The sequence below is a fragment of the Bradyrhizobium sp. USDA 4541 genome (assembly GCF_024171085.1).
GTDB lineage: Bacteria > Pseudomonadota > Alphaproteobacteria > Rhizobiales > Xanthobacteraceae > Bradyrhizobium > Bradyrhizobium australafricanum.
In genome coordinates this window covers 5,592,948-5,619,460 of sequence record NZ_JALJZF010000001.1, presented here as the reverse complement: position 1 = coordinate 5,619,460, position 26,513 = coordinate 5,592,948, and the positions used below count along the sequence as shown (strand labels likewise).

26 protein-coding genes and 1 tRNA gene are annotated in these 26,513 nt (G+C 64.8%); 7 read left to right on the top strand and 20 right to left on the bottom strand.

Annotated features, from left to right (window positions below; all coding sequences use genetic code 11):
• The first annotated feature begins 49 nt into the window (after window positions 1-49).
• A complete protein-coding gene (locus tag J2R80_RS26640; protein ID WP_076834409.1) occupies window positions 50-1,291 on the top strand; it encodes an MFS transporter in 1,242 nt (413 codons plus the stop codon).
• Window positions 1,292-1,397: 106 nt separating this feature from the next.
• Here J2R80_RS26640 and J2R80_RS26635 read toward each other — a convergent pair whose 3' ends face one another.
• Window positions 1,398-2,654, bottom strand: coding sequence for an adenylate/guanylate cyclase domain-containing protein (locus J2R80_RS26635; RefSeq protein WP_076834391.1), 1,257 nt, complete (start codon window positions 2,652-2,654; stop codon window positions 1,398-1,400).
• A gap of 174 nt (window positions 2,655-2,828) precedes the next feature.
• Between J2R80_RS26635 and J2R80_RS26630 the strand changes: the two genes are divergently transcribed.
• A complete protein-coding gene (locus J2R80_RS26630; RefSeq protein ID WP_057020744.1) occupies window positions 2,829-3,020 on the top strand; it encodes a hypothetical protein in 192 nt (63 codons plus the stop codon).
• Here the strand turns inward: J2R80_RS26630 and J2R80_RS26625 are convergent, their stop codons facing one another.
• The gene (locus J2R80_RS26625) at window positions 3,021-3,899 is read right to left on the bottom strand and encodes a DMT family transporter (RefSeq protein ID WP_076834393.1); all 879 of its coding nucleotides are present in this window, start codon (window positions 3,897-3,899) and stop codon (window positions 3,021-3,023) included. It abuts the gene before it with no gap.
• Window positions 3,900-3,978: 79 nt separating this feature from the next.
• Between J2R80_RS26625 and J2R80_RS26620 the strand changes: the two genes are divergently transcribed.
• Window positions 3,979-4,797 carry a helix-turn-helix domain-containing protein gene (locus J2R80_RS26620; RefSeq protein ID WP_076834395.1) on the top strand — a complete coding sequence of 273 codons (819 nt, stop codon included), beginning with the start codon at window positions 3,979-3,981 and terminating at the stop codon, window positions 4,795-4,797.
• On the opposite strand, the gene J2R80_RS26615 is transcribed toward J2R80_RS26620, so the two are convergent.
• The 12 genes from J2R80_RS26615 to rpoZ all read right to left on the bottom strand — a co-directional run bounded on the left by J2R80_RS26615 (window position 4,788) and on the right by rpoZ (window position 17,354).
• Window positions 4,788-5,591: an N-acyl homoserine lactonase family protein gene (locus J2R80_RS26615; RefSeq protein ID WP_253641036.1), complete on the bottom strand. Its 804-nt coding sequence runs from the start codon at window positions 5,589-5,591 to the stop codon at window positions 4,788-4,790. The genes J2R80_RS26620 and J2R80_RS26615 overlap by 10 nt on opposite strands.
• Before the next feature lie 149 nt (window positions 5,592-5,740).
• Complete coding sequence (locus J2R80_RS26610; protein WP_076834397.1) at window positions 5,741-6,691, bottom strand: cation diffusion facilitator family transporter; 951 nt, start codon at window positions 6,689-6,691, stop codon at window positions 5,741-5,743.
• Between the two features lie 173 nt (window positions 6,692-6,864).
• Window positions 6,865-9,120: a DNA topoisomerase IV subunit A gene (gene parC, locus J2R80_RS26605; RefSeq protein ID WP_076834399.1), complete on the bottom strand. Its 2,256-nt coding sequence runs from the start codon at window positions 9,118-9,120 to the stop codon at window positions 6,865-6,867.
• A 72-nt stretch (window positions 9,121-9,192) separates the two neighbouring features.
• A complete protein-coding gene (gene recO / locus J2R80_RS26600; RefSeq protein ID WP_057020749.1) occupies window positions 9,193-9,942 on the bottom strand; it encodes a DNA repair protein RecO in 750 nt (249 codons plus the stop codon).
• A gap of 56 nt (window positions 9,943-9,998) precedes the next feature.
• Window positions 9,999-10,379 carry a hypothetical protein gene (locus J2R80_RS26595; protein WP_057020750.1) on the bottom strand — a complete coding sequence of 127 codons (381 nt, stop codon included), beginning with the start codon at window positions 10,377-10,379 and terminating at the stop codon, window positions 9,999-10,001.
• A gap of 14 nt (window positions 10,380-10,393) precedes the next feature.
• On the bottom strand, window positions 10,394-11,317 hold the full coding sequence (era, locus tag J2R80_RS26590) for a GTPase Era (protein ID WP_016844010.1): 924 nt from the start codon (window positions 11,315-11,317) through the stop codon (window positions 10,394-10,396).
• A complete protein-coding gene (gene rnc, locus J2R80_RS26585) occupies window positions 11,310-12,131 on the bottom strand; it encodes a ribonuclease III (protein WP_057020752.1) in 822 nt (273 codons plus the stop codon). The genes era and rnc overlap by 8 nt, the downstream gene beginning before the upstream one ends.
• Entirely contained in the window at window positions 12,128-12,889 is a 762-nt protein-coding gene (gene lepB, locus J2R80_RS26580) for a signal peptidase I (RefSeq protein WP_028333840.1), read from the bottom strand. The genes rnc and lepB overlap by 4 nt, the downstream gene beginning before the upstream one ends.
• 283 nt (window positions 12,890-13,172) lie before the next feature.
• Window positions 13,173-13,589: a holo-ACP synthase gene (gene acpS, locus J2R80_RS26575; protein ID WP_021078359.1), complete on the bottom strand. Its 417-nt coding sequence runs from the start codon at window positions 13,587-13,589 to the stop codon at window positions 13,173-13,175.
• Complete coding sequence (locus J2R80_RS26570; protein ID WP_057020753.1) at window positions 13,586-14,359, bottom strand: pyridoxine 5'-phosphate synthase; 774 nt, start codon at window positions 14,357-14,359, stop codon at window positions 13,586-13,588. Before J2R80_RS26570 ends, acpS begins: the two co-directional genes overlap by 4 nt.
• Window positions 14,360-14,459: 100 nt before the next feature.
• Window positions 14,460-16,751 carry a bifunctional (p)ppGpp synthetase/guanosine-3',5'-bis(diphosphate) 3'-pyrophosphohydrolase gene (locus tag J2R80_RS26565; protein WP_057020754.1) on the bottom strand — a complete coding sequence of 764 codons (2,292 nt, stop codon included), beginning with the start codon at window positions 16,749-16,751 and terminating at the stop codon, window positions 14,460-14,462.
• A 210-nt stretch (window positions 16,752-16,961) separates the two neighbouring features.
• Complete coding sequence (rpoZ, locus tag J2R80_RS26560; RefSeq protein WP_016844003.1) at window positions 16,962-17,354, bottom strand: DNA-directed RNA polymerase subunit omega; 393 nt, start codon at window positions 17,352-17,354, stop codon at window positions 16,962-16,964.
• 361 nt (window positions 17,355-17,715) lie between these two features.
• On the opposite strand from rpoZ, the gene J2R80_RS26555 reads away from it, so the two are divergent.
• Together J2R80_RS26555 and J2R80_RS26550 are read left to right on the top strand one after the other, a co-directional pair.
• Window positions 17,716-18,348 (top strand): NYN domain-containing protein, encoded by a 633-nt coding sequence (locus J2R80_RS26555; protein WP_016844002.1) that lies wholly within the window; start codon window positions 17,716-17,718, stop codon window positions 18,346-18,348.
• Window positions 18,329-18,988, top strand: coding sequence for a uracil-DNA glycosylase (locus J2R80_RS26550; RefSeq protein ID WP_076834401.1), 660 nt, complete (start codon window positions 18,329-18,331; stop codon window positions 18,986-18,988). Before J2R80_RS26555 ends, J2R80_RS26550 begins: the two co-directional genes overlap by 20 nt.
• Before the next feature lie 242 nt (window positions 18,989-19,230).
• On the opposite strand, the gene J2R80_RS26545 is transcribed toward J2R80_RS26550, so the two are convergent.
• The 5 genes from J2R80_RS26545 to dapA form a co-directional block, all read right to left on the bottom strand.
• Window positions 19,231-20,173 (bottom strand): IS630 family transposase gene (locus J2R80_RS26545; protein WP_141343507.1). Its coding sequence is split into 2 segments (ribosomal slippage): window positions 19,231-19,833 and window positions 19,835-20,173, totalling 942 coding nucleotides; the frame shifts between segments, so codons are not numbered across the junction.
• A 103-nt stretch (window positions 20,174-20,276) separates the two neighbouring features.
• Window positions 20,277-20,858: a peroxiredoxin gene (locus tag J2R80_RS26540; RefSeq protein WP_076834413.1), complete on the bottom strand. Its 582-nt coding sequence runs from the start codon at window positions 20,856-20,858 to the stop codon at window positions 20,277-20,279.
• A gap of 113 nt (window positions 20,859-20,971) precedes the next feature.
• Entirely contained in the window at window positions 20,972-21,445 is a 474-nt protein-coding gene (gene smpB / locus J2R80_RS26535; RefSeq protein ID WP_076834415.1) for an SsrA-binding protein SmpB, read from the bottom strand.
• Window position 21,446: 1 nt separating this feature from the next.
• Window positions 21,447-21,863, bottom strand: coding sequence for a large conductance mechanosensitive channel protein MscL (gene mscL / locus J2R80_RS26530; protein WP_057020874.1), 417 nt, complete (start codon window positions 21,861-21,863; stop codon window positions 21,447-21,449).
• A gap of 59 nt (window positions 21,864-21,922) precedes the next feature.
• The gene (dapA, locus tag J2R80_RS26525) at window positions 21,923-22,813 is read right to left on the bottom strand and encodes a 4-hydroxy-tetrahydrodipicolinate synthase (RefSeq protein WP_076834417.1); all 891 of its coding nucleotides are present in this window, start codon (window positions 22,811-22,813) and stop codon (window positions 21,923-21,925) included.
• 331 nt (window positions 22,814-23,144) lie between these two features.
• Between dapA and J2R80_RS26520 the strand changes: the two genes are divergently transcribed.
• Both J2R80_RS26520 and J2R80_RS26515 read left to right on the top strand, forming a co-directional pair.
• Window positions 23,145-25,631: a transglycosylase SLT domain-containing protein gene (locus J2R80_RS26520; RefSeq protein WP_375162663.1), complete on the top strand. Its 2,487-nt coding sequence runs from the start codon at window positions 23,145-23,147 to the stop codon at window positions 25,629-25,631.
• A 239-nt stretch (window positions 25,632-25,870) separates the two neighbouring features.
• Window positions 25,871-25,964, top strand: a tRNA-Ser gene (locus J2R80_RS26515).
• A gap of 240 nt (window positions 25,965-26,204) precedes the next feature.
• Here the strand turns inward: J2R80_RS26515 and J2R80_RS26510 are convergent.
• Window positions 26,205-26,513: a hypothetical protein gene (locus J2R80_RS26510; protein WP_157340985.1), complete on the bottom strand. Its 309-nt coding sequence runs from the start codon at window positions 26,511-26,513 to the stop codon at window positions 26,205-26,207.

Genomic DNA, 26,513 nt, shown 5'->3' with positions numbered 1-26,513 from the left:
CTCTTCCAACCACACACTACCGGGCAGTCGAATGATCAAGGATTCCGTCATGTCCGCCGATACGCCTCGCCTGCCGGCCACCTTCAACCGCCTGGCCTGGTCCAATCTCGCCGCGCAATCCGCCGAACAGGTTGCGCTTGCGGCTGCGCCCATCGTCGCCGTGCTGCTGCTCGGCGTCGGCGAAGGCCAGACCGGCCTGTTGCAGACCGCACTGACGCTGCCCTTCATCCTGTTTGCGATTCCCGCCGGCCTGCTCGCCGACCGCGTGTCGCGGCGCTGGGTGATGGCGGGCTCCGAAGCGCTGCGCGCGGCCGCGCTTGCCGCGATCCTGCTGTTGCTGTGGCTGGGCGCGATGACGCTGCCGCTGCTCGCTTTGCTCGGCTTCATCGCGGTCTGCGGCACGGTCGCCTATAGCGTCGCTGCGCCGGCGCTGGTCCCCTCGCTGGTGACGTCACAGCAATTGCCGGCGGCGAACGCCCGCATCGAGCTCGCGCGTACCGTCGCGTTCGCCAGCGGCCCCGCGCTCGGCGGCGTGCTGGTCGGCTGGGTCGGTGCCGCGCCCGCATTCGGCTTCGCCGCGGCATTGTCGGCCATCGCGGTCGTGCTGCTCGCCGGCATCTACGAGCCGGCGCGGCAGCCTGCCCCGCGGCGCCATCCGTTGCAGGACATCAAGGAAGGCGCCGCCTTCGTAATGCACCACGCCTTGCTGCGGCCGGTGTTCATCACCCAGTTCATCTTCAACACCGCGTCGTTCCTGCTGCTCGCCGTGTTCGTGCCCTATGCGGTGCGCCATCTCGGGCTCAGCGCCACCGGCGTCGGCACCACGCTTGCGATGTACGGCGTCGGCATGGTGGTCGGTGCGCTGTTCGCGACCCGCGTGATGAAGCGGCTGGCGTTCGGCACCGTGATCGGGCTCGGCCCGGTTACCGGCTTCGTCGCCGCGGCCGTGATGGCGCTGACGACCTGGTTTGCGACGCCGCTGCTCGCCGGCCTCAGCTTCTTCCTGCTCGGCGTCGGGCCGATCCTGTGGGTGATCTCGACCACCACGCTGCGGCAGTCGGTGACGCCGCCCTCGCTGCTCGGGCGCGTCTCGGCGATCAACATCATGAGTTACGGCGCGCGCCCGCTCGGCTCCGCGCTCGGCGCCATCGTCGGCGGCCTCTACGGCGCCGAAGCCTGCCTCTATCTCGCGGCCGCGATCTTCGCCGCCCAGGCGCTGGTGATCCTGATGTCGCCCGCGGTGGCGCTGACGCGGCAGCCCGACATGGTCGGCGAACCCGCGCGGTGCTGATCCCGGGTCTTCTCAGCCGTCATTGCGAGCGCAGCGAAGCAATCCATGTCGCCACCTGTGGAGGAATGGATTGCTTCGCTGCGCTCGCAACGACGGTGGAGAGACCCTAGCTCGCCAAGTACCGCTCGTATTTGCCGCCGACGACCTCGTCGGCGGCAATCGCCGGATCCAGCGTGTAGAGATCCTGCGCATGGCCGATGCCGCGCAGCACGAAGCGGCCGGTGGAGACCAGATAGTTGCGGCCGGCGGCGTCGAGCCCGGTGCGGAAATCGGTCGAGGTCAACAGCTCCCGATCGACCGAGGCGCACATCGAGGCGATCCGGCTGACCTCGTTGACGGCCGGTCCGACCACCGTGAAATCCAGCCGGTCCTCGCTGCCGATATTGCCGTAGAAGACCTGGCCGACATGGAGCCCGACATAGGCCGTGGTGGTCGGCCGGCCCTCGTTCTCGCGGCGGTCGTTCAGCACGCGGATGTTATGCCGGAATCTGTGCTCGGCCCGCAGCGCGGCCCGCTTGGCGCCTGCCACGTTCTCGCCGGTGAACATCGCCAGCACGCCGTCGCCGATCAGCTTCAGCACCTCGCCGCCTGCGTCGTGGATCGCATCGATCGAGGCCTGCGCATAATCGTTGAGGAACGGAATGATCTCGTCCGGGCCGATCCGCTCGCTGATCGCGGTCGAGCCGCGCACGTCGGAGTACCACAGCACGGCCTTGATCTTCTCGGTAATGCCGCGCTGCATGCGTCCACGCAGCACCTGCTCCGCGGTGTCCCGGCCGAGATAGACCCGCCCCAGCGTGCGGGCGATCTCGACCTGGGCAGCCGATTTGATCGCGAGCCCGAGCACCGGCACCAGGTCGCGCAGCGCCGCCATATGGTTCTCGTCGAACCCGTCCGAGCGGCGGGTGGTGTAGTAGGAGTAGAAGCAGTCCATCTCGCCGATCGTGCCGGCCTCGCCGAAGCGATGCACGAAGGCGGCGAAATGCTTGTGGCCCTTCTCCGCCAGCTCGCCGATCATCGAGAAATCGTGCGAGGTGTCGGCGAGATCGATCACTATCTCGTCATGGCCGTTTTCGAGCATGTGATAGAAGGCCGACCGCCGCCAGGTCTGGCTGGCCTCGCCGGTGCTGGTCGAGCCGTATTCGAAGATGTCGGCCTCGTTGCTCTCGCCGTCGTTCCAGCGGAAACCGCGTCCCTCGAAGATCGGATGCAGCGTATCGATGAAGACGATCGCCCGCGACAGCGGCATGCCCGCGGCCCGGCAGCGCTCGCAGAAACCGCGCAGCAGGTCGTTTTCCGGCAGGCCCGTCAAACCCTGGCGGACCAGCCAATTCATGAGGCGCAAACGGGGCGTCAGTTCCATAAGCTGGATTATGCCGGGCAATTGGTGCGGGAGGAAGGGTTGGTCGTCGCGTGACAGATGCGAACGCCAATGCGGCATTGCAAGGCCGCCCGCCTCACCATTTCGCGCGGAACACGGCCGCCGAATGGCGCCGATTCCGCTTCCTTTTGTCCGGGCCTTCGCGCACAACAGCGCATGGACAACGACGCTGGCCCGCCAAACCCGATCCGACGCCTCATGCAATGGGCGATCACCCCGCCGCAATCCTATGGGGTCTATCTTGTCGGCCTTATCCTGGTGTTCGTCCTGTCGTTCTACGCCGGCACGCTGAAGCCGACGCACTCGCCTGCCCCGCCGGCGGCCGCGCCTGCCGCGCCGCGCGGCTGATCAGACCGATTTGGTTTCCGACGTCGCGATCCAGATCCCGGCGAAGACCGCGATCAGGCCGACGACCAGATTGGCCGTGATCGGCTCGCCGACCAATTGCTTCGCAAGCAGCGCGGCGGCGATCGGATTGACCGTCATGGTGTTGGCGACGCGGGTCGGCGAGGCCCGCTCGAGCGCCAGCACCCACAGGATGAAAGCCAGCGCGCCGCCGGCTATGCCGAGATAGAGCCCCGCGATCCATTGCGACGTGCCGAACTCGCGCAGCGTCGCCAGGCTGCCGGTGAACGATCCCACCGCCACCAGCGCGGCCGCGCCGGCGCCCATGCCGACGGCAAGGAAGCCGAGCGCGCTGGAGCGGCGGATGAACGGCCGCGACAGCACGTTGTAGAAGGCCATGCAGAGCACTGCGGCGGCCATGATCAGTTCGCCGCGCCATGCGCCCACTGGCGCCGCCGCCAGCCCGGATGCCAGCGCCGCCGCCGCGCCGAGCACCGCGATCGAGACCCCGATCGATTTGCGCATCGTCAGCGGCTCGAAGCCGAGCAAGGCGCCGACCACCATCGTCGAGAGCGGCAAGGTCGCCAGCGCCAGGCTGGCGCGCGCCGCCGTCGTGTAGGACATCGCGAGATTATAAAGCACGAAGAACACGCCGAAGAAGGCGACGCCGAGCGCCGCGACCGCCGGCAAGTCGTCACGCCGCGGCCACTTCGCCCCGAGCAGGACCGCGGCGGGCAGCACACAGAGAAAGCCGATCACCCAGCGCAGGATCGCCAGCGTGATCGGGTCGGCATTGCCCGCCAGGTAACGGGTGATCGCCGCGGCGGTGCCGCCGAGGCAGCTCGAGACCAGTGCAATCGCAACGCCGATCCACTCGCCCATCCCGATCCCCATGCGTTTTCGGTTCGCTTGTGGCATCTTGCCCGGCGAGATCATTCCGGCAACTACTTCACAGGTATTCATGTCGCAGCAGCGCGATTTTTCGGCCAGCCTGCGCTGGTGGCGGCAGCGCAAGGGGCACTCGCAACTCGAGCTCGCCGGGCGCGCGGATATCTCCCAGCGCCATCTCAGCTTTCTCGAGCTCGGCCGCGCCGCGCCGAGCCGCGACATGGTGATCCGGCTTGCCGCGGCGCTCGACGTGCCGTTGCGCCAGCAGAACGCGCTCTTGGTGGCGGCCGGCTTCGCGCCGGTCTGGCGGCAAACCGACCTCGCCGCGCCGGAGCTCGCCCAGATCCGCTACGCGCTCGATTTCATCCTGGCACAGCAGGAGCCCTTCCCGGCGGTCGTGGTCGACCGGCACTGGAATCTGCTGCTCGCCAATGCAGGCGCAAGCCAACTGGTGGAATTCCTGGTCGGGCCGCTGGCGCCAGGCACGGCGGTCAACCTCGCCGATGCGCTGGTCGCGCCCGGTGTGTTGCGCCCCTATCTCACCAACTGGACCGAGGTTGCCGGCTACTTCGTCCGCAGCGTCGAGGCCGATGCCGCCGCCGACGGCACCACTGCGACGGCGGAATTGCTCAAGCGCCTGCTGGCCTATGACGGTGTCGAGGCCGCGTTGGCCGCGCCGGCAAGTCCCGCATCCGGACCGGTGCTGCCGATGCTGTTCCGCAAGGGCGACGTCAGCCTGCAGCTGTTCACCACGATCGCGACGCTGGGGACGCCGCAGGACGTCACGCTGCAGGAGCTGCGCATCGAGAGCTTCTTTCCGATGGACGAGGAGACCGCGCAGATTTTTCGAAACTGGTCGAAAGCGAACACCGCCACGGCGGCTCAGTCGTAGAATTCCGGCGACAGCTTCAGCCCGTCGCGCTGCGCCTTGTCGTGGTTGATCCAGAGCTGCGCCTTCTCTTTCGTCAGCGTATCGGCGATCTTCTGCATCGAGGCCAGCGTCTGCTCCTTGCTGGCGTTCATGCTCGGCGCGCGCCGATTGTCCCAATTATCCCTGAAGTGAACGGCATCGCCGGTCAGCACGATCGCACCTGTGTTCGGCAGCTTCACCAGCAGCGACTGGTGGCCGGGCGTATGGCCCGGCGTCGACAGGATGGTGACGCTGCCGTCGCCGAATACGTCGCGGTCGCCTTCCAGCTTCGTCACGGGATGCTCGGGCTTGAAGCGCGGCGCGTTGTTGGTGCCGGGCCATTCATATTCCGCCTTCTGCACATACAGCATCGCCGCCGGGAACAGCTCGACATTGCCGATGTGATCGGGATGGGTGTGCGACACGGCGATCGCCTTGATGTCCGTCGGATTGACGCCGAGCTGGTCGAGCTGCGCGGCGAGCGTCTTCGGCCGCCGCCAGGTGATCGCCTTCGGATCAGCCGGCGCAAGGCCGTCCGGCATCGCCGCCACCGCGTCGGGAATCCCGGTGTCCCACAGGAACCAGCCCTGGGCATGCTTGATCAGGTAGCAATTGTCGACGAAGTCCATCGACTTGCCTTCGTTGACGCCGGGCGACCAGCGTGAAATGTCACCTGCAACGCCTTCACCGCAGTTGAGGATGTAGAGCTTCTCGACGCCTGCTTTCGCCGGCTCGGCATGCGCATGCGGCAGCGCGCCCACGGCGAAGAACAACATTGCAAGACCGATTGCCTTCTTCACGTCGCCCTCCGTTGATTACGCCAGCCATTCGCGCGGTCGCAATGTGCCGTGTCGTCGCCGCCCGTGGAAGCCGTGGACATGGGTCGATCGATCAATTGAATGCGAGTGCGTGGCGGCCGCGTCGGCTAGACCATTTCCGCCGGCGCCAGCCGGCAGGTCTCGCTGCTGATCTCGACCTGCAGTGTCGCGTGGTGGATGCTGAACCGCTCCGAGAGCTCGGCGCAGACGTGATGCAGGAAGACATCGTCGTGTCCGCCGGGCCGCACCAGATGCGCGGTCAGCGCGGTCTCGCTGGTGCTCATCGCCCAGATGTGCAGGTCGTGCACCTCGGTGACGCCTTCGAGCGCGATGAGATAATCCCGCACCTGCTTGAGATCGATCCCCCTCGGCACCGCGTCGAGCGCGAGGTTGACGCTGTCGTGGGCGAGCTCCCAGCCACTCAGCAGCACCATCACGGCGATCACCAGGCTGATCGCCGGATCGAGCCACTGCCAGCCGGTCGCCATGATCAGGAGCGCGGCGATCACGACGCCGAGCGAGACACCGGCATCCGCCGCCATGTGCAGATAGGCGCCGCGGACATTGAGGTCGCTGTCGCGGCCGCGCATGAACAGCAGCGCGGTGCCGCCATTGATCAGGATGCCGAGCGCCGCGACCCAGACCACGGTCCAGCTTGCGACCTCCGCCGGCTCGCGCAAGCGATTGATCGCCTCGACCGCGATGCCGCCGACCGCGATCAGGAGCAACCCGGCATTGAACAGCGCCGCCAGGATCGAGGCGCGACGGTAGCCATAGGTGTGAGTATCGGTCGGCCGCCTGCCGGCGAGCCATGCCCCGCCCCAGGCCAACAGCAGCGCGATGACGTCGGAGAGATTGTGAACCGCGTCGGAGACCAGCGCCAACGAGTTGGCGGAATAGCCGAAGATCAGCTCCGCGACGACGAAAGCGGTGTTCAGCGACGCGCCGACCGCAAAGGCCGTGCCGAAACTGTCGGGCGCGTGGCTGTGCCCGGCATGGGAATGCCCGGCATGTCCGTGAGAATGACCGCTGTGGTCGTGGTCGTGATTGTGCGCCATGGCAACCGTCGCCCGATGTCGTCGGCGACGGTTATAGCGCGGTGAAATGTGGATACTATCACACCGCGCACTGAGCCCCCGTAGCCCGGATGGAGCGCAGCGCAATCCGGGATCACTGGTGATCCGGCGCGAGCTCCCGGATTTCGCTTCGCTTCATCCGGGCTACAACACCGTTACTCCACGCCGCGATTGAACTTATTCGACTTCGGCAGGCCGTGGGCGAGCCGGCCGGCGTCGGCGCGGTTGCCGCGCCAGTCGGCCAGTTCCTTCATGGTCATGCTGTGCTCGCGGCCGGCGGAATCCTTCCAGCTCAAGCCGGCCTTGGCGTCGAACACCGCAACGTCAGACAGCGACGCGCTGGTGTATTTCTGCAGGCGCACGCCGCGGCCGCGCGCCATCTCCGGCACCTGGTCGAGGCCGAACAGCACCATCTTGTGGTTGGTGCCGATCACCGCAACGGTGTCGCCGTTCACGGTCGTGATCGCGCGGGCCTCGTTCGGCATCTCGACATTGAGCACCTGCTTGCCCTTGCGGGTGTTGCCGACGCAGTCCTCTTCCTTGACGACAAAACCCTGCCCCTCGCTGCTCGCGATCAGGAACTTGCGCTCGCCCTTGTTGACGAACAGCGAGATGATCGCGGCGTCCTGCTCGAGGTCGATGAACATGCGGATCGGCTCGCCATGGCCGCGGCCGCCCGGCAGCTTTGCCACGTCGAGCGAGTAGAACTTGCCGTTGGTCGCGAACAGCAACAGCTTCGAGGTGGTCTCGGCAAAGAACGAGTGCTCGAGCTTGTCGTCGGTCTTGAAGGCAAGCCCCGAGAGGTCCTCGACATGGCCCTTCAGCGTCCGTACCCAGCCCTTCTCTGAGATCACGACGGTGCACGGCTCGCGCTCGACCAGCGCTTCCTCGATCGCGGCGAGGTCATGCTCGGGCGCATCGGCGAAGGTGGTGCGGCGCTTGCCGAGCGGCGTCTTCGGCCCGAAGATATCGCGGACCTTGCGCACCTGATCGCTGACCTTGGCCCATTGCTCCGTCTCGGAACCGAGCAGGCCCTCGATGCCCTTCAGCTCCTTGCGAAGATCTTTGTCCTCGGTGCGGATCTCCATCTCCTCCAGGCGGCGCAGATTGCGCAGGCGCATGTTGAGGATGGCATCGGCCTGGATCTCCGTGAGCTTGAAGGTCTTCATCAAGACCGGCTTCGGCTCGTCCTCGGTCCGGATGATCTTGATCACCTTGTCGAGGTTCAGATAGGCGACGAGGTGGCCGCCCAGCACTTCCAGGCGGTGCTCGATCTGGGTCTTGCGGAATTTGGTCCGCCGGACCAGCACGTCGCGCAGGTGGTCGAGCCATTCACGCAGGCACTCGGCAAGGCCGACCACCTTGGGGATGCGGCCCTTGATCAGCACGTTGAGGTTCAGCGAGATCTTGCTTTCCAGCTCGGTCAGCCGGAACAGCGACTCCATCATCAGCGCCGGATCGACGGTGCGCGATTTCGGCTCGATCACGAGCCGGACGTCCTCGGCCGACTCGTCGCGGACGTCGGCGACCAGTGGCAGCTTCTTCTCGTTGATGAGCTCGGCGATCTTCTCGACGATCCGCGACTTCTGCACCAGCCACGGGATCTCGGTGACGACGACCACCCAGGTGCCGCGGGCGCCTTCCTCCTGGGTCCAGCGCGAACGGGTGCGGAACGAGCCGCGCCCCGTGGTGTAGGCCTCGACGATCGCTTCCTTGGAATCGACCACGATGCCGCCGGTCGGGAAGTCCGGGCCCTTGACCCATTTCAGCAGCGCCTTCGACTTGGCGTCGGGCTTCTCGATCAGATGCAGCGCGGCGTCGCAGAGCTCGGCGGCGTTGTGCGGCGGAATCGAGGTCGCCATGCCGACCGCGATGCCCTGCGCGCCGTTGGCGAGCAGGTTCGGGAAGCCGCCCGGCAGCACCACCGGCTCTTTCGACTGGCCGTCATAGTTGAGACGAAACTCGACGCCGTCCTCGTCGATGCCTTCGAGCAAGAGGCGCGCGACCTCGGTCATGCGCGCTTCGGTGTAGCGGTAGGCGGCCGGGTTGTCGCCGTCGATATTGCCGAAATTGCCCTGGCCGTCGACCAGCGGGTAGCGCGAGGAGAAATCCTGCGCCAGGCGCACCATGGCGTCGTAGATCGCCTGGTCGCCGTGAGGATGGAACGAGCCCATCACGTCGCCGACGATCTTGGCCGACTTCTTGAACGCGGCGCGCGGGTCGAGCCCGAGCAGGTCCATGCCGTAGAGGATGCGCCGATGCACCGGCTTCAACCCGTCGCGGGCGTCCGGCAGCGCGCGATGCATGATGGTCGAGAGCGCATAGGCGAGATAGCGCTCCTCGAGCGCATCACGCAGCGGCACCTCGTGAATTTCGGCCGGCTCTTCCGGCGGTATCTGTCGTTTTCCCATGGGGAGGCGTTAAACCTTAGCGCTGAATCGGGCAAGCCGCGAATCAGCGGGAATTTAAGGCCCGAATCGGCCTTACGGAACCGCGCTCCGGCCCCGCCGCCGCGTCACGGCGTTGATAAATCCGTCGCGGGCGTCGGAATGGCCCTGGCCGCGGGGCTCCAGCACGTGGCGGAGCAGGAACAGGCCGGTGATCTGGAAGCCGTCGAGCAGGTCCTGGTCCGACCAGCTGTTGGCGCCGCCCTCGCCTTCGCGCAGGAACGCCGGCAGCGGCAACAGCCGGTCGCGCCATGGCTCGCCGGCGGCGCGCGACACCGCGCCGCCGGATTTCGGCGACACGTAGATCAGGTCGGTGGTCTCCCCGGTGGCCGCGCAGTTTTCCAGGTCGAGCCCGAAGCCGAGCTCGGTCAGCATCGCGAGCTCGAACCGGATCAGGTGCACGGCGGCAACGCCTGCGTCCTCGAAATCGTCGAGCGTCCCCTCCAGCATCTCGTAGATGTCCTCATGCGGATCGCGCTCGGGCAGCAGCCGGGCCAGCGCCGCCAGATGCGTGACACCATAGACCGCATGCGACGAGCCGAGCAGCGTCGCAGCGCGCAGTCGCGTGCCTTCCAGCGCATACATGCCGAGATGCTCGTCGAGCCGCGCCCGCCACACCGCGGTGACGCTGTTGCCGGGCTGCAGCAGCGGCCGCATCCGCGAGCTGGCGCCGCCGCGCACCAGGCCGAGATGGCGGCCGTGCTCGCGCGTCAACAGCTCGACGATGGCGGAGGATTCGCCATGCCGCCGCACGCCCAGCACGATGCCTTCGTCGGTCCATTCCATGTGCGGAGTCTAGCAGGATTCCGCGGATGAACGCAGCTTTCCGCACGCGTCATTCGCTACGCGTTGAACCAGCCCCGCGCGTCGCCGGTGAAGGAATAATACAGCCCGGCCGTGGTCAGAATGCATGACACCACCTCGATGGCGCTGTCGATCTCCATGCCCCTTGCGCCGATGACCTGCACCAGGGACATCAACGACAAGACGAGCACCGCGAGCAGCGCCCAGCGCGGCCAGTTCTTGCGGTGCTGCGCGGCAAGCCGGACGAAATACATCAGGAGCAGGATCATGCAGCCGGCCGTCAGGGTCTCACCCATGATCACCTGCTCGGTCTTCAGGACGGTCGGCGTGCGGTCCTGAAACGCCACCGACAGCGCATCCAGCGTCAGCGACAGATAGAGCAGAACCTCAAACCACAGCACATTTCTGGGCACGTTCATGCAAGCGTCGACTCTTATTCCTTGGGGAATTCCAGTCCCATTTCCTTGTAGCGGTCGGGATCGTCACCCCAGTTCTCGCGCACCTTGACGAACAGGAACAGATGCACGGGGACGCCCATGATCTCGGCGATCTCGGCACGCGCCTGCGCGCCGATCGACTTGATGGTGGCGCCGCCCTTGCCGAGCACGATCTTGCGCTGGCTCTCGCGCTCGACAAAAATCGTCTGCTCGATGCGGATCGACTTGTCCTTGCGGTCGGTCCAGCTGTCGGTCTCGACCGTCGACTGGTACGGCAGTTCCTGATGCAGATGGCTGTAGATCTTCTCGCGCGTGATCTCGGCCGCCAGGTGCCGCATCGGCGCATCCGACATCTGGTCCTCGGGATAGAGGAAGGGCCCCGCGGGCACCAGCTTGGCGAGCGTCTGGCGCAAATCGGCAACGCCGTCGCCGGACAGCGCCGAAATCATGAAGGTGTGCTCGAAGCGCATCCGCTCGTTGGCGGCCTGCGCCAGCGCCAGCAGCTTTTCGCGCTGCACGAGATCGACCTTGTTCAGCACCAGGATCTTCGGATGCGCGACGGTTTCGAGCTTGGCCAGGATCGCGTTGGCCTCTTCGTCGAGGCCCGACTTCGCATCGAGCAGCACGCAGACGAGATCGGCGTCGTGCGCGCCGCTCCAGGCGGTCGATACCATGGCGCGGTCAAGCCGGCGCCGCGGCGCGAAGATGCCGGGCGTGTCGACCAGGATGATCTGCGCGTTGCCTTCGATCACGATGCCGCGGATCAGCGCGCGCGTGGTCTGCACCTTGCGCGAGACGATCGTGACCTTAGAGCCCACCAGCGCGTTGACCAGCGTCGACTTGCCGACATTGGGCGCACCGATCAGCGCGACGAAGCCACAGCGCGTCGCGTCCCCTTGCCCTTTGGCCTCGTCAGTCATTGGTGCCGACGCCTTCGCGCTCGATCATCGCGGATGCCGCCGCCTTCTCGGCCGCGCGCTTGTTGCCACCGAGGCCCTCGGCGGAGGCCAGGCCCGGCAGGTCGACCGCAACGCGGAATTGTGGATCGTGATGCGGACCGGTGCGTTCGACCTCGCGATAGACCGGCGTCGGCAGCCCCTTGCCCTGGGCCCATTCCTGCAACACGGTCTTGGGATCGCGCAGCGGCCGGCGCAGCTTGTGCATCCGTTCGGTCCAGTTGCGCTCGACGAACTGGCGCGCAGCCTCGTAGCCGCCGTCGAGGAAGATCGCCCCGATCACCGCTTCGCAGATATCGCCGAGCACGGACTTGCGCAGCCGGGCGCCCTCGACCGCCTTCACCATGCCGAGCTTGATGTCCTCGAGCAGCCCGAGCGCCTTGGCGACGTCGGCGCAGCTCTCCTTGCGCACGAGGTCGGCGAGCCGCTTCGACAATTCGCCCTCGTCGGCCTTGGGGAACGACCGGAACAGCATGTCCGACACGATCAGCCCGAGCACGTGGTCGCCGAGGAACTCCAGCCGCTGGTAGCTGTCGGCGCGGTTGCGGGTGGCGGGCTTCAGCGCGGAGACGTGGGTGAACGCGGTGGTCAGCAGCGCGGGATCCTGGAACGTGTACCCGATCCGCGCCTCGGTGCCGGCGATCGCGGCCTTCTCCTCAGCGGCCTTGGCCGCCTTGCTGCGCCGCTTCTTCGGCGCGGCTGTGCCGTCGGCGGCAGGCGTCTGGCTCGGCTCGCCGGTCGGCGCTGGATCGTTGATGGATGCGGTATCGTCGTTCATCGCACGATAGAGAATAGGCGATTCCACCGCACGGCAAGCGGCCAGCGCCAGATCATCCAGGCCTGCTCGCCCTCGGCGATCGAGAAGAAGATCATCTGGGCTCGCCCGATGATGTTCTCGAACGGCACGTAGCCGACCTGCGACAGGAAGCGGCTGTCGGTGGAGTTGTCGCGGTTGTCGCCCATCATGAAGAAATGCCCGGGCGGAACGGTGTAGACGATGGTGTTGTCCATGTAGCTGTTGTCGGTGCAGTCCAGCGTCTCATAGCTGACGCCGTTCGGCAGCGTCTCCTTCCAGCGCTTGACGCGGGCGGTCGCATCCGCCGAGCCGCAGGGATCCTCGCCGACGAAATCGCTCAGCCGCTCCCGCTTGATCGGCTCATCGTTGATGTAGAGCAGCCCGCTCTTCACCTCGATGCGGTCGCCGGGCAGCCCGATGACGCGCTTGATGTAGTCGGTGGAGTCATCCCGCGGCAGGCGAAACACCACGATGTCGCCGCGGTTCGGCTCCGAGCCGAAGATGCGGCCCGAGAAAATGTTCGGCGAGAACGGGATCGAATAGTGGCTGTAGCCATAGGAATATTTCGAGACGAACAGGTAGTCGCCGACCAGGAGCGTCGCCTTCATCGACCCGGAGGGGATGTTGAACGGCTGGAACAGGAAGGTGCGGATGACGAGCGCGATCAGAAGAGCATGGATGACGACGCGGATGGTCTCGCCCAAGCCGCTTTCAGATTTGGTCCCGGTGGTCACGCTCATTGCTTTCTCAATTCCCGTGGACTGATGTCCACGCGGTGGCAGAACGTTCTCTTCGCGCGAAGCGTTCGGCCTTCGCGTGAGGAAAATGGCCTTGATTCTGATCTTGAGGGCAAATTCCGGCCTAAACCCGGAATCAGCGTCTCGCTCGATATAACCCTGCGGCGTTTTAGACGGTTGTTCGCAGGGGCGCAATCAATCGCCGCCTCAAAACTTCGCAATTCATTGAAATATCAATGATTTTTTAGTTTGCTGAAGTTTTCCGGCAGAATCCGGCACCGCGGGATCATCTGGCGGGGGCAACCGCCGAAATTATGACGAAGGCCTGGGCCAACGGCCAATCGTCGGTGATCGAAAGGTCGATCTGCGCCTGCATGCCCTCGGGCGTCAGTTCCTGCAGCCGGGCCAGCGCCCCGCCGGTCAGCCGCATCGACGGCCGCCCGCCCGGCAGGTTCACGACGCCCATGTCCTTCCACCACACCCCGCGCCGGATACCGGTGCCGAGCGCCTTGGAGCAAGCTTCCTTGGCGGCAAAGCGCTTGGCGTAGGTTGCGACCACCATCTTCTCGTTGTTGGCACGGCGCATCGCCTTGGCGCGCTCGGCGTCGGTGAAGATGCGATCGAGGAATCGCTCGCCATGGCGCTCGATCACCTTGGCCACCCGGGTGATGTCGATCAGGTCGGAGCCGATGCCGATGATCATGCGCTGACGCCACCCTGCGCCCTGGCGCGGCCGCGGTCCATCGCCGCACGCATCTCACGCACCGTCCCGGCGATGCCGACGAACAGTGCCTCGCCCATCATGAAATAACCGATGTTCAACTCCCGGATTTCGGGCAGCGCGGAAATCGTCTCCGCGGTGTCATAGTCGAGCCCGTGGCCGGCATGGACCTCGAGCCCGGCCGCCTGCGCCAGCCTGGCACCGGCGACGATGCGCTTCCATTCGGCCTCCGCCTTGTCCTGGTGGCCGTCGACCACAGCGTCGCACCAGCCGCCGGTGTGGATCTCGATCACGGGCGCCTTCAGCTTCGCGGCCATCTCGATCTGCCTGGGATCGGCGGCAATGAACAGCGAGACGCGGATGCCGGCGTCACCCAGCCGCGCGATGAACGGCGCCAGTGCGTTGTGCTGGCCGACCACGTCGAGGCCGCCTTCGGTGGTGAGCTCCTGGCGCCGTTCCGGCACCAGGCAAACCGCGTGCGGCTTGGTGGCGAGCGAGATCCGCAGCATGTCGTCGGTCGCCGCCATCTCGAAATTCAGCGGCTTGGAGATCTCGGCCTTGAGCCGCGCCATGTCCTCATCGCGGATGTGGCGGCGATCCTCGCGCAAATGCGCGGTGATGCCGTCGGCGCCGGCCGCGATCGCGGCAAGCGCCAGCCGCACCGGATCGGGCCGCGCTCCGCCCCGGGCGTTGCGAAGGGTGGCGACGTGATCAACATTGATACCGAGACGCAGCGGCGGAGTTTTGGACATCTCTTTGACCTGCAATCTAGCCCGTCATGTGCGGGCTTGACCGCGCATCCATCCTTTTGGAAAGATGGGTTGCCGGGTCAAGCCCGGCAACGACGAGACGTTACCCATTGACGCGCTCGACCCGAGCGACGACGGCCTTGGCGCGCAACTGGGCGATGATAGCGCTGAGATGCTTGAGGTCATAGACCTCAAGATCGATGGTCAGCTCCGTGAAATCGGGCGATTGGCGCGACATGTGGATGTTGTCGATATTGCCGTCGTGCTCGGCGATCACGGTCGCGATCTGGGCGAGGCTGCCGGGCTCGTTGACATTGTGGACCAGGATACGGGCCGGGAAGCGCTGCGGCATGGTCTCGTCGATATCCCAGCGCACGTCGAGCCAGCGCTCCGGCTCCTCCTCGAAATCTTTCAGCGCCGGCGACTGGATCGGATAGATCGTGATCCCCTCGCCCGGCGTGACGATGCCGACGATCCGGTCGCCCGGCACCGCACCGCCGTTCGGCGCGAACTTCACCGGCAGGTCGGAATTGATGCCGCGCACCGGGATCACCGAGGTTGCGCGCGCCGGGTGCGGCGGGTTCTGCGTCTTCAGCTTGGCGGCGAGACCCTTCTTGGCACCGTAGCGCACCAGCCGCTCTTCCTTGTAATCGGGATACATCGCGCGTGCGACGTCGGAGGCCTTGATCTCGCCGCGCCCGACCGAAGCCATTACGTCCTCGATCGAGCCGCGCGCGAGCCGCGGCAACGCACCCTTCAGCTTGTCGTCGGCGTATTCGATCTTGGCACGGGCAAACAGGCGGTCGACGATGCGGCGGCCGAGGCCGGCATACTGGTCGCGCACCGCGTCGCGGGTGGCACGGCGGATCGCAGCCCGCGCCTTGCCGGTGCGGGCGAGCGCCTCCCAGGCCGACGGCGGCGCCGACTGTGCCTTCGAGGTCAGCACCTCGACCTCGTCGCCGTTCTGCAGCTCGGAGGACAGCGGCGCGAACTTGCCGTTGATCTTGCAGCCGACCGCGCTGTTGCCGACACCGGTGTGAACGGCATAGGCGAAATCGATCACGTTGGCGTTGCGCGGCAGCGCGATCAGCTTGCCCTTCGGCGTGAAGCAGAACACCTGGTCGTGGAACAGCTCGAGCTTGGTGTGCTCGAGGAATTCTTCCGGATTGGCGCTTTCCGAGAGGATGCCGATGGTGTGGCGCAGCCAGGCGAAGGCGTTGGACTCGTGCTTCAGCCGCTCGTGCGGCGAGCCCGCGCCCTCCTTGTAGAAGGCATGCGCGGCGATACCGAACTCGGCGATCTGGTTCATGTCCTCGGTGCGGATCTGCAGCTCGACGCGCTGCTTGCCCGGCCCGATCACCGTGGTGTGGATCGAGCGGTAGTCGTTCTGCTTCGGGGTCGAGATGTAGTCCTTGAAGCGGCCCGGCACCACCGGCCAGGTGGTGTGGACGATGCCGAGCGCGCGGTAGCAGGCGCCGACATCGTCGAGGATGATGCGGAAGCCGTAGATATCGGACAGCTGCTCGAAGCCGACCGACTTGCGCTCCATCTTGGTCCAGATCGAAAACGGCTGCTTGCGGCGGCCGAATACCCGCGCGGTGATGCCGTTCTTCTGCAGGTTCTTGGAGAGCTGGGTTTCGATCTCGCCGATCAAATTGCGGTTGCGCTCGGCCAGCGAGTCGAGCCGCTGCTTGACCACCGCATAGGCCTCTGGATCGAGCACGAAGAACGAAAGGTCCTCGAGTTCCTCGCGCATCTCGTGCATACCCATGCGACCGGCCAGCGGCGCATAGATATCCAGCGTCTCCTCGGCGATGCGGCGGCGCGAGGCCGGCGGCACGAATTCCAGCGTGCGCATGTTGTGCAGCCGGTCGGCGAGCTTGATCAGCAGCACGCGGACGTCGTCGGCGATCGCAAGCAGCAGCTTGCGCAAATTCTCGGCCTGCTTGGCCTCGCGCGATACCAGTTCCAGCCGCTTCAGCTTGGTCAGGCCTTCGACCAGTGCGCCAATCTCGTGGCCGAACACATTGTCGATCTCGGCCCGCGTCGCCTCGGTGTCCTCGATCGTGTCGTGCAGCAGCGCCGCCACGATCGTGGCGTCGTCGAGCTTGAGGTTGGTGAGGATCGCGGCGACCTCGAGCGGATGCGAGAAATAGGGATCGCCGGAAGCACGGGTCTGCGTGCCGTGCGCCTTCATGGCGTAGACATAGGCGCGGTTGAGCAGGTCTTCGTTGGTGTCGGGGTTGTAGGAGCGGACGCGCTCGACAAGGTCATATTGTCGCATCATTCGCGTCCGCGGCTTGGCCGGCCTCTCCGCCGTGGACGACGTCGGCGCCACCGCGACCGTTTCGGTTGCAGCTTGCATCTGGATGGAACTGCGGCGTCGATACGCCATGAACTCGCTGCCTCTCGCGCGGGACCGGAACGTCCCACCTTTCCTCAATCTAGTGCGCTTTCCAATGAAGCAGCACCCCGCGCGGGCCCTGGAACCATTCAATTTCCCGCGTCCGCGTAGGACGCACCGTAACAGCAAAATTGTCAACAAAAGCAAAGGCCCGGAGCAATGTCCGGGCCTTCGGCAAATCTGTTCGAAACGACGGCGAGCTTACTCGTCTTCCTCGGGCTGCTCCTCCGGGGGCGCCAGACCCTCGAGGCCCTTCAGCAGCTCTTCCTCGGTCATCCGCTCGACCGCCACCTCGGTGTCGTCGGCGTCGACGCTGGCACCGGCGGAACCGATCAGCGGCACGGTGTCGGGCTCGGGCTCGTCGACCTCGACGAACTTCTGCAGGGAGTGAACGAGTTCCTCTTTCAGGTCTTCCGGCGAGATCGTCGAATCGGCAATCTCGCGCAGCGAGACGACCGGATTCTTGTCGTTGTCGCGATCAACCGTGAGTTGCGACCCCGAGGAGATCATCCGGGCGCGATGCGCGGCCAACAGGACGAGGTCGAAACGATTGTCGACCTTGTCAATGCAATCTTCGACGGTGACGCGAGCCATCTCGAGGCGCTCCGTGGTAAAAGGGACCGAACATGTAGGTTATGAGGGTTAGTTATAGGCCTAGCCCCGGTTTCGCAAGGTAAAATTTGTGATTTGCCTTCCGAACAGGCTCTGATAACCCGGTCTGACGGGGGCCAGAAGGGCCGGAGCGTCTGACGACATGGCCAGGTTGCTGTCCCAGGCGAGTAAATCTCTTCATTGCAATGTCAAGGGTCTAGGCTTTTTGCCCTCGCCTCACCATAATTGCGGTGGTGACTGTCGTGGGGAAAGATTCACAGAACTTTAGGCAGCAACGCCGGAAATTGCGCGCGGTTGATCACCGCCGCGCTAAGAACACTAACAACCACGCGAGAACACTTTGATGTCGTCACCTGTTTCCAACAAGATCGCGCTCTTCATCGACGGAGCGAATCTTTACGCCACCGCAAAGACGCTGGGCTTCGACATCGACTACAAGCGCCTCCTCAAGGAGTTCCAGAGTCGCGGCACCCTGCTCCGTGCGTTCTACTACACGGCGATCATCGAGGATCAGGAGTATTCGTCGATCCGCCCGTTGATCGACTGGCTCGATTACAACGGCTACACCGTCGTCACCAAGGCGACCAAGGAATTCATCGACGCCAGCGGCCGCCGCAAGGTGAAGGGCAACATGGACATCGAGCTCGCCGTCGATGCCATGGAACTCGCCGAGCACATCGACCAGATGATTCTGTTTTCCGGCGATGGCGACTTCCGTTCGCTGGTGGAAGCAGTGCAGCGCCGCGGCGTTCGCGTCACGGTCATCTCCACCATCGCCAGCCAGCCGCCGATGATCGCTGACGAGCTGCGCCGCCAGGCCGACGTCTTCACCGACCTCGTCGAGTTGCAATCCAAGCTTGGCCGTGATCCGTCCGAACGCCCGGCCCCGCGCGAACCGCGCCACCACTCCCCGCAATTCCTGCAGCGCGCGACCACCATGGCCCCACGGGGAGCCGATGACGATTTCGACGAGTAATCTCGTCGCTGCTGCTACGCGCCCCGACAGCAACTGTCAGCTTTGTGTCAGGCTGGCCGACTTCCGCGCGCAGGCGCGCGCACTGCATCCGGACTGGTTCAACTCGCCGGTGGAATCGTTCGGCGATCCGAATGCGCGGTTGTTGATCGTGGGGCTCGCGCCGGGCCTGCAGGGCGCCAACCGCACCGGCCGTCCCTTCACCGGCGACTACGCCGGTGATCTGCTCTACGCGACCTTGCTCGAATATGGTTTTGCCAGCGGCGTCTATCAGGCGCGGCCGGACGACGGCCTGAAGCTGGTCGACGCCCGGATCAGCAATGCGGTGCGCTGCGTGCCGCCGCAGAACAAGCCGCTGCCGGCCGAGATCAACACCTGCCGGCAATTCCTCCGCGCCACCATCGCCGCGATGCCGAAGCTGCGCGCGATCGTGCTGCTCGGGCGAATCGCCCACGAATCGACTCTCAAGGCACTGGATGTTCGTTTGGCTGCCGCGCCCTTTGTGCACGGTGCCGTGCATAGTGCGGGCAAATTCAAGCTCTACGACAGCTACCACTGCTCGCGCTACAACACGAACACGGGCGTGTTGACGACCGATATGTTCCGCAAGGTCTTCGCGACCGTGCGCAAGGAGCTCGGCTAGCGCCCCTTCCGGTATCCGCTTTGCGAACCGCTATCCAAAGCATGCAAATGCTGGACGCTCGCGCGACTTCGGAATAATAGAAAATACCCCTGAATTGCCCGACGTGTCAAGTTGCCTGGGTGAACGCCGGCCGCCGCCGGCTACTTTGCATGGGGTTGTTTTCGATATTCTGGCAGCGCGACCTGCGACGGCCCCATAACTTCGTATTGCTCTAGTCTAGAGCATTTTCCACATGATGTGGATCATCTGGTGTATCCAGCATGCCTAAAGTAGTTGGCACACATCTGCGGCGCAAACGACTTGACGAGTTTGCCGATGAGTTTGAGCAGGGCTTGGACCGTGCGGGTGGCGCCTTTGCGCAGCGCAGCTTTCAACCGGGAGAAGGCCTGTTCGATTGGATTGAGGTCGGGCGAGTAGGCCGGCAGATAACGCACGCGGGCGCCGACAGCCTCGATCGCCTCGCGGACACCGGCGATCTTGTGAGTGCGCAAGTTGTCCATGAAGACGATGTCGCCCTTGCGCAAGGTCGGCGCCAGGACTTGCTCGACATAAGCCAGGAACGAGGGCCCATCCATTGCACCGTCGATGACATAGGGCGCCGTGAGGCCATCGATGCGCAGCGCGGCGACAAGCGTCAGCGTCTTCCAGTGACCATGGGGCACGCCAGAGACGAGGCGCTCACCGCGAGGAGAGCGCCCATAGTGCCGGACCATCTTCGTCGTGACCGCAGTCTCGTCGATAAAGATGAGGCGCGGTGCACGCAGCTTGGGCTGCTCGGCTTTCAGCGCGGCACGCTCGGCAGCGACGTCAGGTCGATCCTGCTCGGCGGCGTGCAGTGTTTTTTTTGAAGGTGATGCTGTGACGGTCGAAGAAACGCCAGATCGAACCGATGCCGGCCTTTTGCTTTCTCTGAGAGCGCAGACGCGCGCGGATCTCCTCGAGCGTCAGGTCCGGCTCCGCGGCGATCAGCTCGATCAGCCACTGCTTGTGCTGCTCCAACGGCGAGCGGCTGTGCCCGGTGCCGGGCTTGGCCTCAACGTTTCCGGTCTTCCTCCAACGATCCATCCATCGGATCGTAGTCGAAGCGCCGAGATTGAGAATGCGCGCAGCCTCACGTGCGCTTTCGCCGGACTCAACAAGCTCAACCGCACGCACCCTGAGGTCCTTGGAGTATCCCTTCGCCATCGCATGCCCCGCATGTTGTCGCGGGCAACACCGAATCTGATTTGCGTGCCCGTGGGAATCCCCTTTGACTGTTCCGATTCACCTCAACTGGAAACCGCTCTAGCTAGTCCGACCGCGGATTGGCCTTCAGCCATTCCAGCACATCTCCGGCGTTCCGGTCGGGCGGGAACACCGGATAGAACACATGCGTGATGCGCGCGTCGTCGATCACCAGCGCGAGCCGCTTGATCAGCGTCAGGCCCGCCACCGACATCGTCGGCAACTTCAACGTGTGCGTCAGTTCCAGCGCTTCGTCGGACAGCACCGGGAACGGCAGATGCAGGCGCGAGGCCATCTCGGTCTGGTAAGCGTTGCTTTGCGTCGACAGCCCGAACACCTGGGCGGCACCGGCCGCCTTCAGCTCGGCGAACAGATCACGGAATGCGCAGGTCTGCGGGGTGCAGCCGCGGGCGCCGGGGATCATATCCCAATCGTCGACCAGCCCGATCTTGCCGGGCTCGCCGGTTCGCGGATAGGCGAACACCACGGTGCGGCCCTTGAGCGCCGACAGCGCCACCGCGGTGTCGTCGGTGGCACGCAGCCTGACCGGCGGGATCGTCATGCCGGTCAGATGCCCCGCGCCGCCGTCATCCGTCGGCGCCGGAATCTTGCTCCAGTCGACGTCAGTAAGGCTCGATTGGCTCATGACCCAAATCTCCCTCGGTCGTCATTGCGAGCGAAGCGAAGCAATCCATAGAGACGCGCACTGGACAGATGGATTGCTTCGTCGCTTCGCTCCTCGCAATGACGACTTGAACGCTATCCACGCGCCCGCATCAGGCGGCCCTTCTCGCGGCTCCAGTCGCGCTTCTTCTCGGTCTCGCGCTTGTCGTGCAGCTTCTTGCCCTTGGCGACCGCAAGCAGCAGTTTGGCACGGCCGCGCTCGTTGAAATACAGCTTCAGCGGAATGAGCGTCATGCCCTCGCGGTCGACCGCTCCGAGCAGCTTGTTGATCTGCTTGCGATGCAGCAGCAGCTTCCGCGGCCGCTTCGGCTCGTGGTTGAAGCGGTTGGCCTGCAGATATTCAGGAATATTGGCGTTGATCAGCCAGATCTCGCCGTTCTTGGAATCCGCATAGGATTCCGCGATCGTGCTCTTGCCGTTGCGGATTGATTTCACCTCGGTGCCGGTCAGCGAAATGCCGGCCTCGATCGTGTCCTCGATTGCGTAGTTGAAGCGGGCCTTTCGGTTTTCGGCAACAACCTTGATCGGGCGTTCGTTCTTCTCGGCCACTTTAGCTCTTCTTGAGGAGGTCGCGGATTTCCGTCAGTAGCACGACTTCGTCGGACGGCTTCGGCGGTTCGGCGGGCTTGGCCTCATCCTTGCGTTTGAACTGATTCATGAAGCGGACGACCATGAACAGCACGAAAGCGACGATCAGGAAATTGAGCGTCAGCGTCAGGAAGCTGCCCCAGGCCAGCACCGCGCCCTGCTTCTTGGCGTCGGCGAGGTTGGTCGCGTTCACGGCCTTGGAAAGCCCGGTGAAATAGTTGGAGAAGTCGAGTCCGCCCGTGATCGCGCCGATGATCGGCATGATGATGTCGCCGACCAGCGAGGTGACGATCGCGCCGAAGGCTGCACCGATGATGACGGCGACGGCGAGGTCGACGACATTGCCCTTCATGGCGAATTCGCGGAATTCCTTCAGCATGCCCATCCCCTTCTGCTCGACATTGCGCACGGCACTGTTCACGGCGGTCGCGGTCCGGCTCAGTTGATCAGGCCGGCATGGACCATGGCGCTGCGGACCGCCTGGCGGGTCGCTTCGGTGACCGGCACCATCGGCAGGCGCAGCTTCTCGTCGAGCTTGCCGAGCAGCGACATCGCGTATTTCACCGGCGCCGGATTGCTCTCGATGAACAGGTTGGTGTGCAGCGGCATCAGCTTGTCATGGATCTTCAGTGCCGTGGTGACGTCGCCCTTCTGCCAGGCGGTCTGGAACTCCGAGCACAGCCGCGGCGCGACGTTCGAGGTCACCGAGATGCAGCCGTGGCCGCCATGGGCCATGTAGCCGATGATGGTGGCGTCCTCGCCGGAGAGCTGGTTGAAATCCTCGCCCATCGCGGCGCGCTGCTGCGAGACCCGCACCATGCTCGCGGTGGCGTCCTTGACGCCGGCGATGTTCTTCAGCTCGAACAGCCGCTTCATGGTGTCGACCGACATGTCGATCACCGAGCGCGGCGGGATGTTGTAGATGATGATCGGAATGCCGATCGCATCGTTGATCGCCTTGAAGTGCTGATACATGCCTTCCTGCGTCGGCTTGTTGTAGTACGGCGTCACGACCAGCACCGCGGTGGCGCCGGCCTTCTCGGCGTGCTCGGCGAGTTCGATCGCCTCCTTGGTCGAATTCGAACCGGCGCCGGCGATCACGGGCACCCGGCCCTTGGCCTCCTCGATGCACCACTCGACCACCCGCTTGTGCTCGTCGTGGCTCAGCGTCGGGCTCTCGCCGGTGGTGCCGACCGGCACCAGGCCGTGGGTGCCCTCGGCGATCTGCCAGTTCACAAGGCCGCGGAAGGCGGCTTCGTCCACCGAGCCGTTTTTGAAGGGCGTCACCAAGGCAGTGAATGATCCCCGGAATTTTGTCTTGGCTGCCATGGACTTCCTCCAAACGCTTCAGGCTAAAGGCTAGGTCGACGGACCTTTGTTGTTGGCGCGCTTCACGTCCGTGCGACCGGCACCCGGTTGTTGCGAAACGCCATGAAAGGCAATTCATATCGGGTCTGGCGGACAGGCGAAAGGGCCGTACCGTACCTATTCCCAGCGGTAATCTGCGGCGCGCGAAATCGTTTCCAGCCGCGATTTTGCCGTTGTGCTGGCGCAAACAGCCGCACCGGCAGGCTTCTTAGTATTTTGTGTACGTTTTCAATCAAATAAGAACCCATGGCCCAAACGACCAGATGATTCGGGGCCGCAGAGGACTTCTGTGATCCGTTCCGTTCGTGCAGGCACATTGCGGTCGACGGCGCTGGCGACGAGCCTGGCGCTCGTTGTCGGCCTTGCCGCCATCACGGCCGATGCCTGGGCCGCCGAGGATGCTCCAACCGCGAAGCCGGCTGCCCAAGACGCGGCTTCCAAGGGCGCCGCCTCCAAGACCACGCCGAAGTCCACGGCTCCGAAGGCGGCGGCTTCAAAGCCAGCGGCAATCAAACCCGGCGCCGCCAAGACTGACGCTGCCAAGACCAACGCTGAAAAGACTGACACTCACAAGACCGAGGCTCACAAGACAACGTCGTCCAAGTCCGGCGCGGTCAAGACAGACGGAGCCAAGGCCGCTCCCGCCAAGACCGAAGCTCACAAGGCAACGGCTCCGAAGCCCACGGAATCCAAGGGCACCACGTCCAAGACCAACACATCCAAGACCACCGCGGCCAAGCCCGCCGCTCCGGCTGCAACGGGAACTGTATCGAACAGGTCGGTGCCCGCGCCCGCACTGGTTCCGGCAACCCGCCAGCATGCCGCGCCGATCGCGCGCAAGCCGGTGCTGCCTGCGGCCGTGGCCGCGACATCCTCGACGTCGCAGTCGGACAAGGAAGCGCTTGCAAGCGTCGTCGAGCTGCTGCGCAAGCGCAAGCCGGCGGACGCCACCGAGGCCGAGGCCTCGATCTCAGATCCGGTCGCGCGCAAGCTTGCCGAATGGCTGATCCTGCGCAGCGAGGACAACGGCGCCTCGGTCGAGCGCTACCGCGCCTTCCTCGATGCCAATCCGAGCTGGCCGTCGCAGATCTTCCTGCGTCGTCGCATCGAGGCCTCGTTGTGGGACGACCGCCGCGACGACTCCGCGGTCTGGGCCTGGTTCCAGAATGAATCGCCGGTCTCGGCCAAGGGCCGGCTCGCGCTCGCCAAGGTGATGATCGGACGCGGGGACCGCGGCAATGCCGAGCGCCTGGTCCGCGAGGCCTGGCGCAACGACGGGATGAGCGAGGACACCGAAAACACCGCGCTCGAGCTGTTCGGCTCCTTCCTGACTGCCGGCGACCACAAGGCACGCATGGACACCATGCTGTACGGCACCGACAACGAGGCCGCCGGCATGCGCGAAGCCAAACGCCTTGGCTCCGGCTACGTGGCGCTCGCGAAGGCACGCATCGCCGCCACCCGCAAGGGTTCGAACCTGCGCGCGCTGCTGGAAGCCGTGCCGAGCGAACTCTCCGGCGACACCGGCTACTTGTTCGCCAGGATCCAGTTGCTCCGCCGCGAGGAGAAATTCTCCGAGGCCGCGCGGCTGATGCTGAGCGCACCGAAGGAAGCTTCCCGCCTGTACAATGTCGACGAATGGTGGATCGAGCGCCGGCTGCTGGCGCGCAAGATGATCGACACCAACGAGTTTCGTACCGCCTATCTGATCGCGCGCGACGCGGCGCTGCCGGCCCGCGACATCTACAAGACCGAGCAGGAATTCACCTCGGGCTGGATCGCGCTGCGCTTCCTCAACGATCCCGCCCTCGCCGCCCAGCATTTCGCGCGGATCGGCGTCGGCAGCGTTAATCCGACCGCGCTGGCGCGTGCCGGCTATTGGCAGGGCCGCGCCGCGGAAGCCGCCGGCCGCGGCCAGGAGGCGCGCGCCGCCTACGGACGCGCGGCCGAGCAGTCCACCAGCTATTACGGCCAGCTCGCGCGCGCCAAGCTCGGCCTGCCGCAGATCGAGCTGAACAGCGCGCCGCGCGGCCGCGGCGCCGAGCGGCTGGAGATCGTACGCGCGGTGGCGCTGCTCTACGAAATCGACGCGCGCGAGCTCGCGATCCCGATCTTCGGCGACATGGGCGACAATGGCGATCCGGAAGCCCTTGCCGGCCTCGGCGAGCTCACCGCGCGCCACGGCGATGCCCGCGGGATGCTGCTGATGGGCAAGGCCGCGCTCAACCGCGGACTGCCGTTCGACCATTACGCCTATCCGGTGAACGGCATCCCCTCGTTCCGCCAGGTCGGGCCGGAGGTCGAGCAAAGCGTCGTCTACGCGATCGCGCGCCAGGAGAGCGCGTTCAATCCTGCGGTGGTGTCACCGGCCCAGGCCTACGGCCTGATGCAGGTGACGCCGGACGCCGGACGTTACGTCTGCAAGCGCGCCGGCATCGGCTTCGACCTCAACCGGATGAAGACCGATCCGGTCTACAACGCGATGCTCGGCGCCGCCGAGCTCGGCGGCCTGCTCGAGGACTATCGCGGCTCCTACATCCTGACCTTCGCCGCCTACAATGCCGGCCGCGGCAGCGTGCGGAAGTGGATCGAGCGCTATGGCGATCCGCGCGATCCCAAGGTCGACGCGGTCGACTGGGTCGAGCTGATTCCGTTCTCGGAGACGCGGAACTACGTCCAGCGGATCATGGAAAACCTGCAGGTCTATCGCGCCCGGTTCGGCGGCGGCACCAAATTGCAGATCGAGGCCGATTTGCGACGCGGCGCCAGCGTGGAATGAGCCGGCGCAACCGGTTTTCAACAGGCTGGGCGACCGCAGCTTCCAGCCTCGACCAAAGATCCAGCTAATCTATTGTTATATCTTGCATTTTAAGCAACCGCGCGCTCCGATACGAGCCGATCGGCGCGGTTTATAAAGGCTTGGGGACGGCCGGCGGCCGAGCTGCCCTCAAATCACCTTGGCGCAATCTGAATCTGCCGCTTGCGGCTCAGCGCCCTCTCGGGCATATCGGCGCCATTGGAGACGTGGCCGAGTGGCTGAAGGCGGCGGTTTGCTAAACCGTTATAGGCTTGTAAAGGCCTATCGAGGGTTCGAATCCCTCCGTCTCCGCCAGCCAACTATTTGTCCAGCCCGGAGACATGGGTAACAGGTCGTGCCTAAGACATGGTGACAACCTCGTGCGAGAGCATGGTCAAATTCATCTCTCAGAATCGCGCCCATTTTCCGAAACTTGAGACGGCGATCAGTTCGACCGTTACTGCAAATATGACCAAGGCTGGATAAAGAAGCGCCGCCGGGACAATGCCATTTCGAGCCCGGCGACGTACTTTTGGCGTGCTGAACGGCGCTCCCTTAAAGTTCAATCTCGATTGCCATGTTCGCGCGCACAAGGGTGGTCAAGCCCGCTTTCAATCTCTTCGCTTGCCAGGTCTGGAAAGCTGGATCGGCGTTCAGCTTGTCAACCGCCGCGCCATAAGCCGAAAACGTCTCAAAATTTACTGAGAAAACGAAATTGCCGGCTTCACCGACGGCGACAGACCAGAACCTTGGTTTGCCACCATGCTTGCGCCAAAGCCCGGCACTCTCCTTTGCCAATTCGAGTATTCCTGCGAGGTCACCGCCTGGATTCGGCTTGACCACGTACTGCACGACTACTGCCAT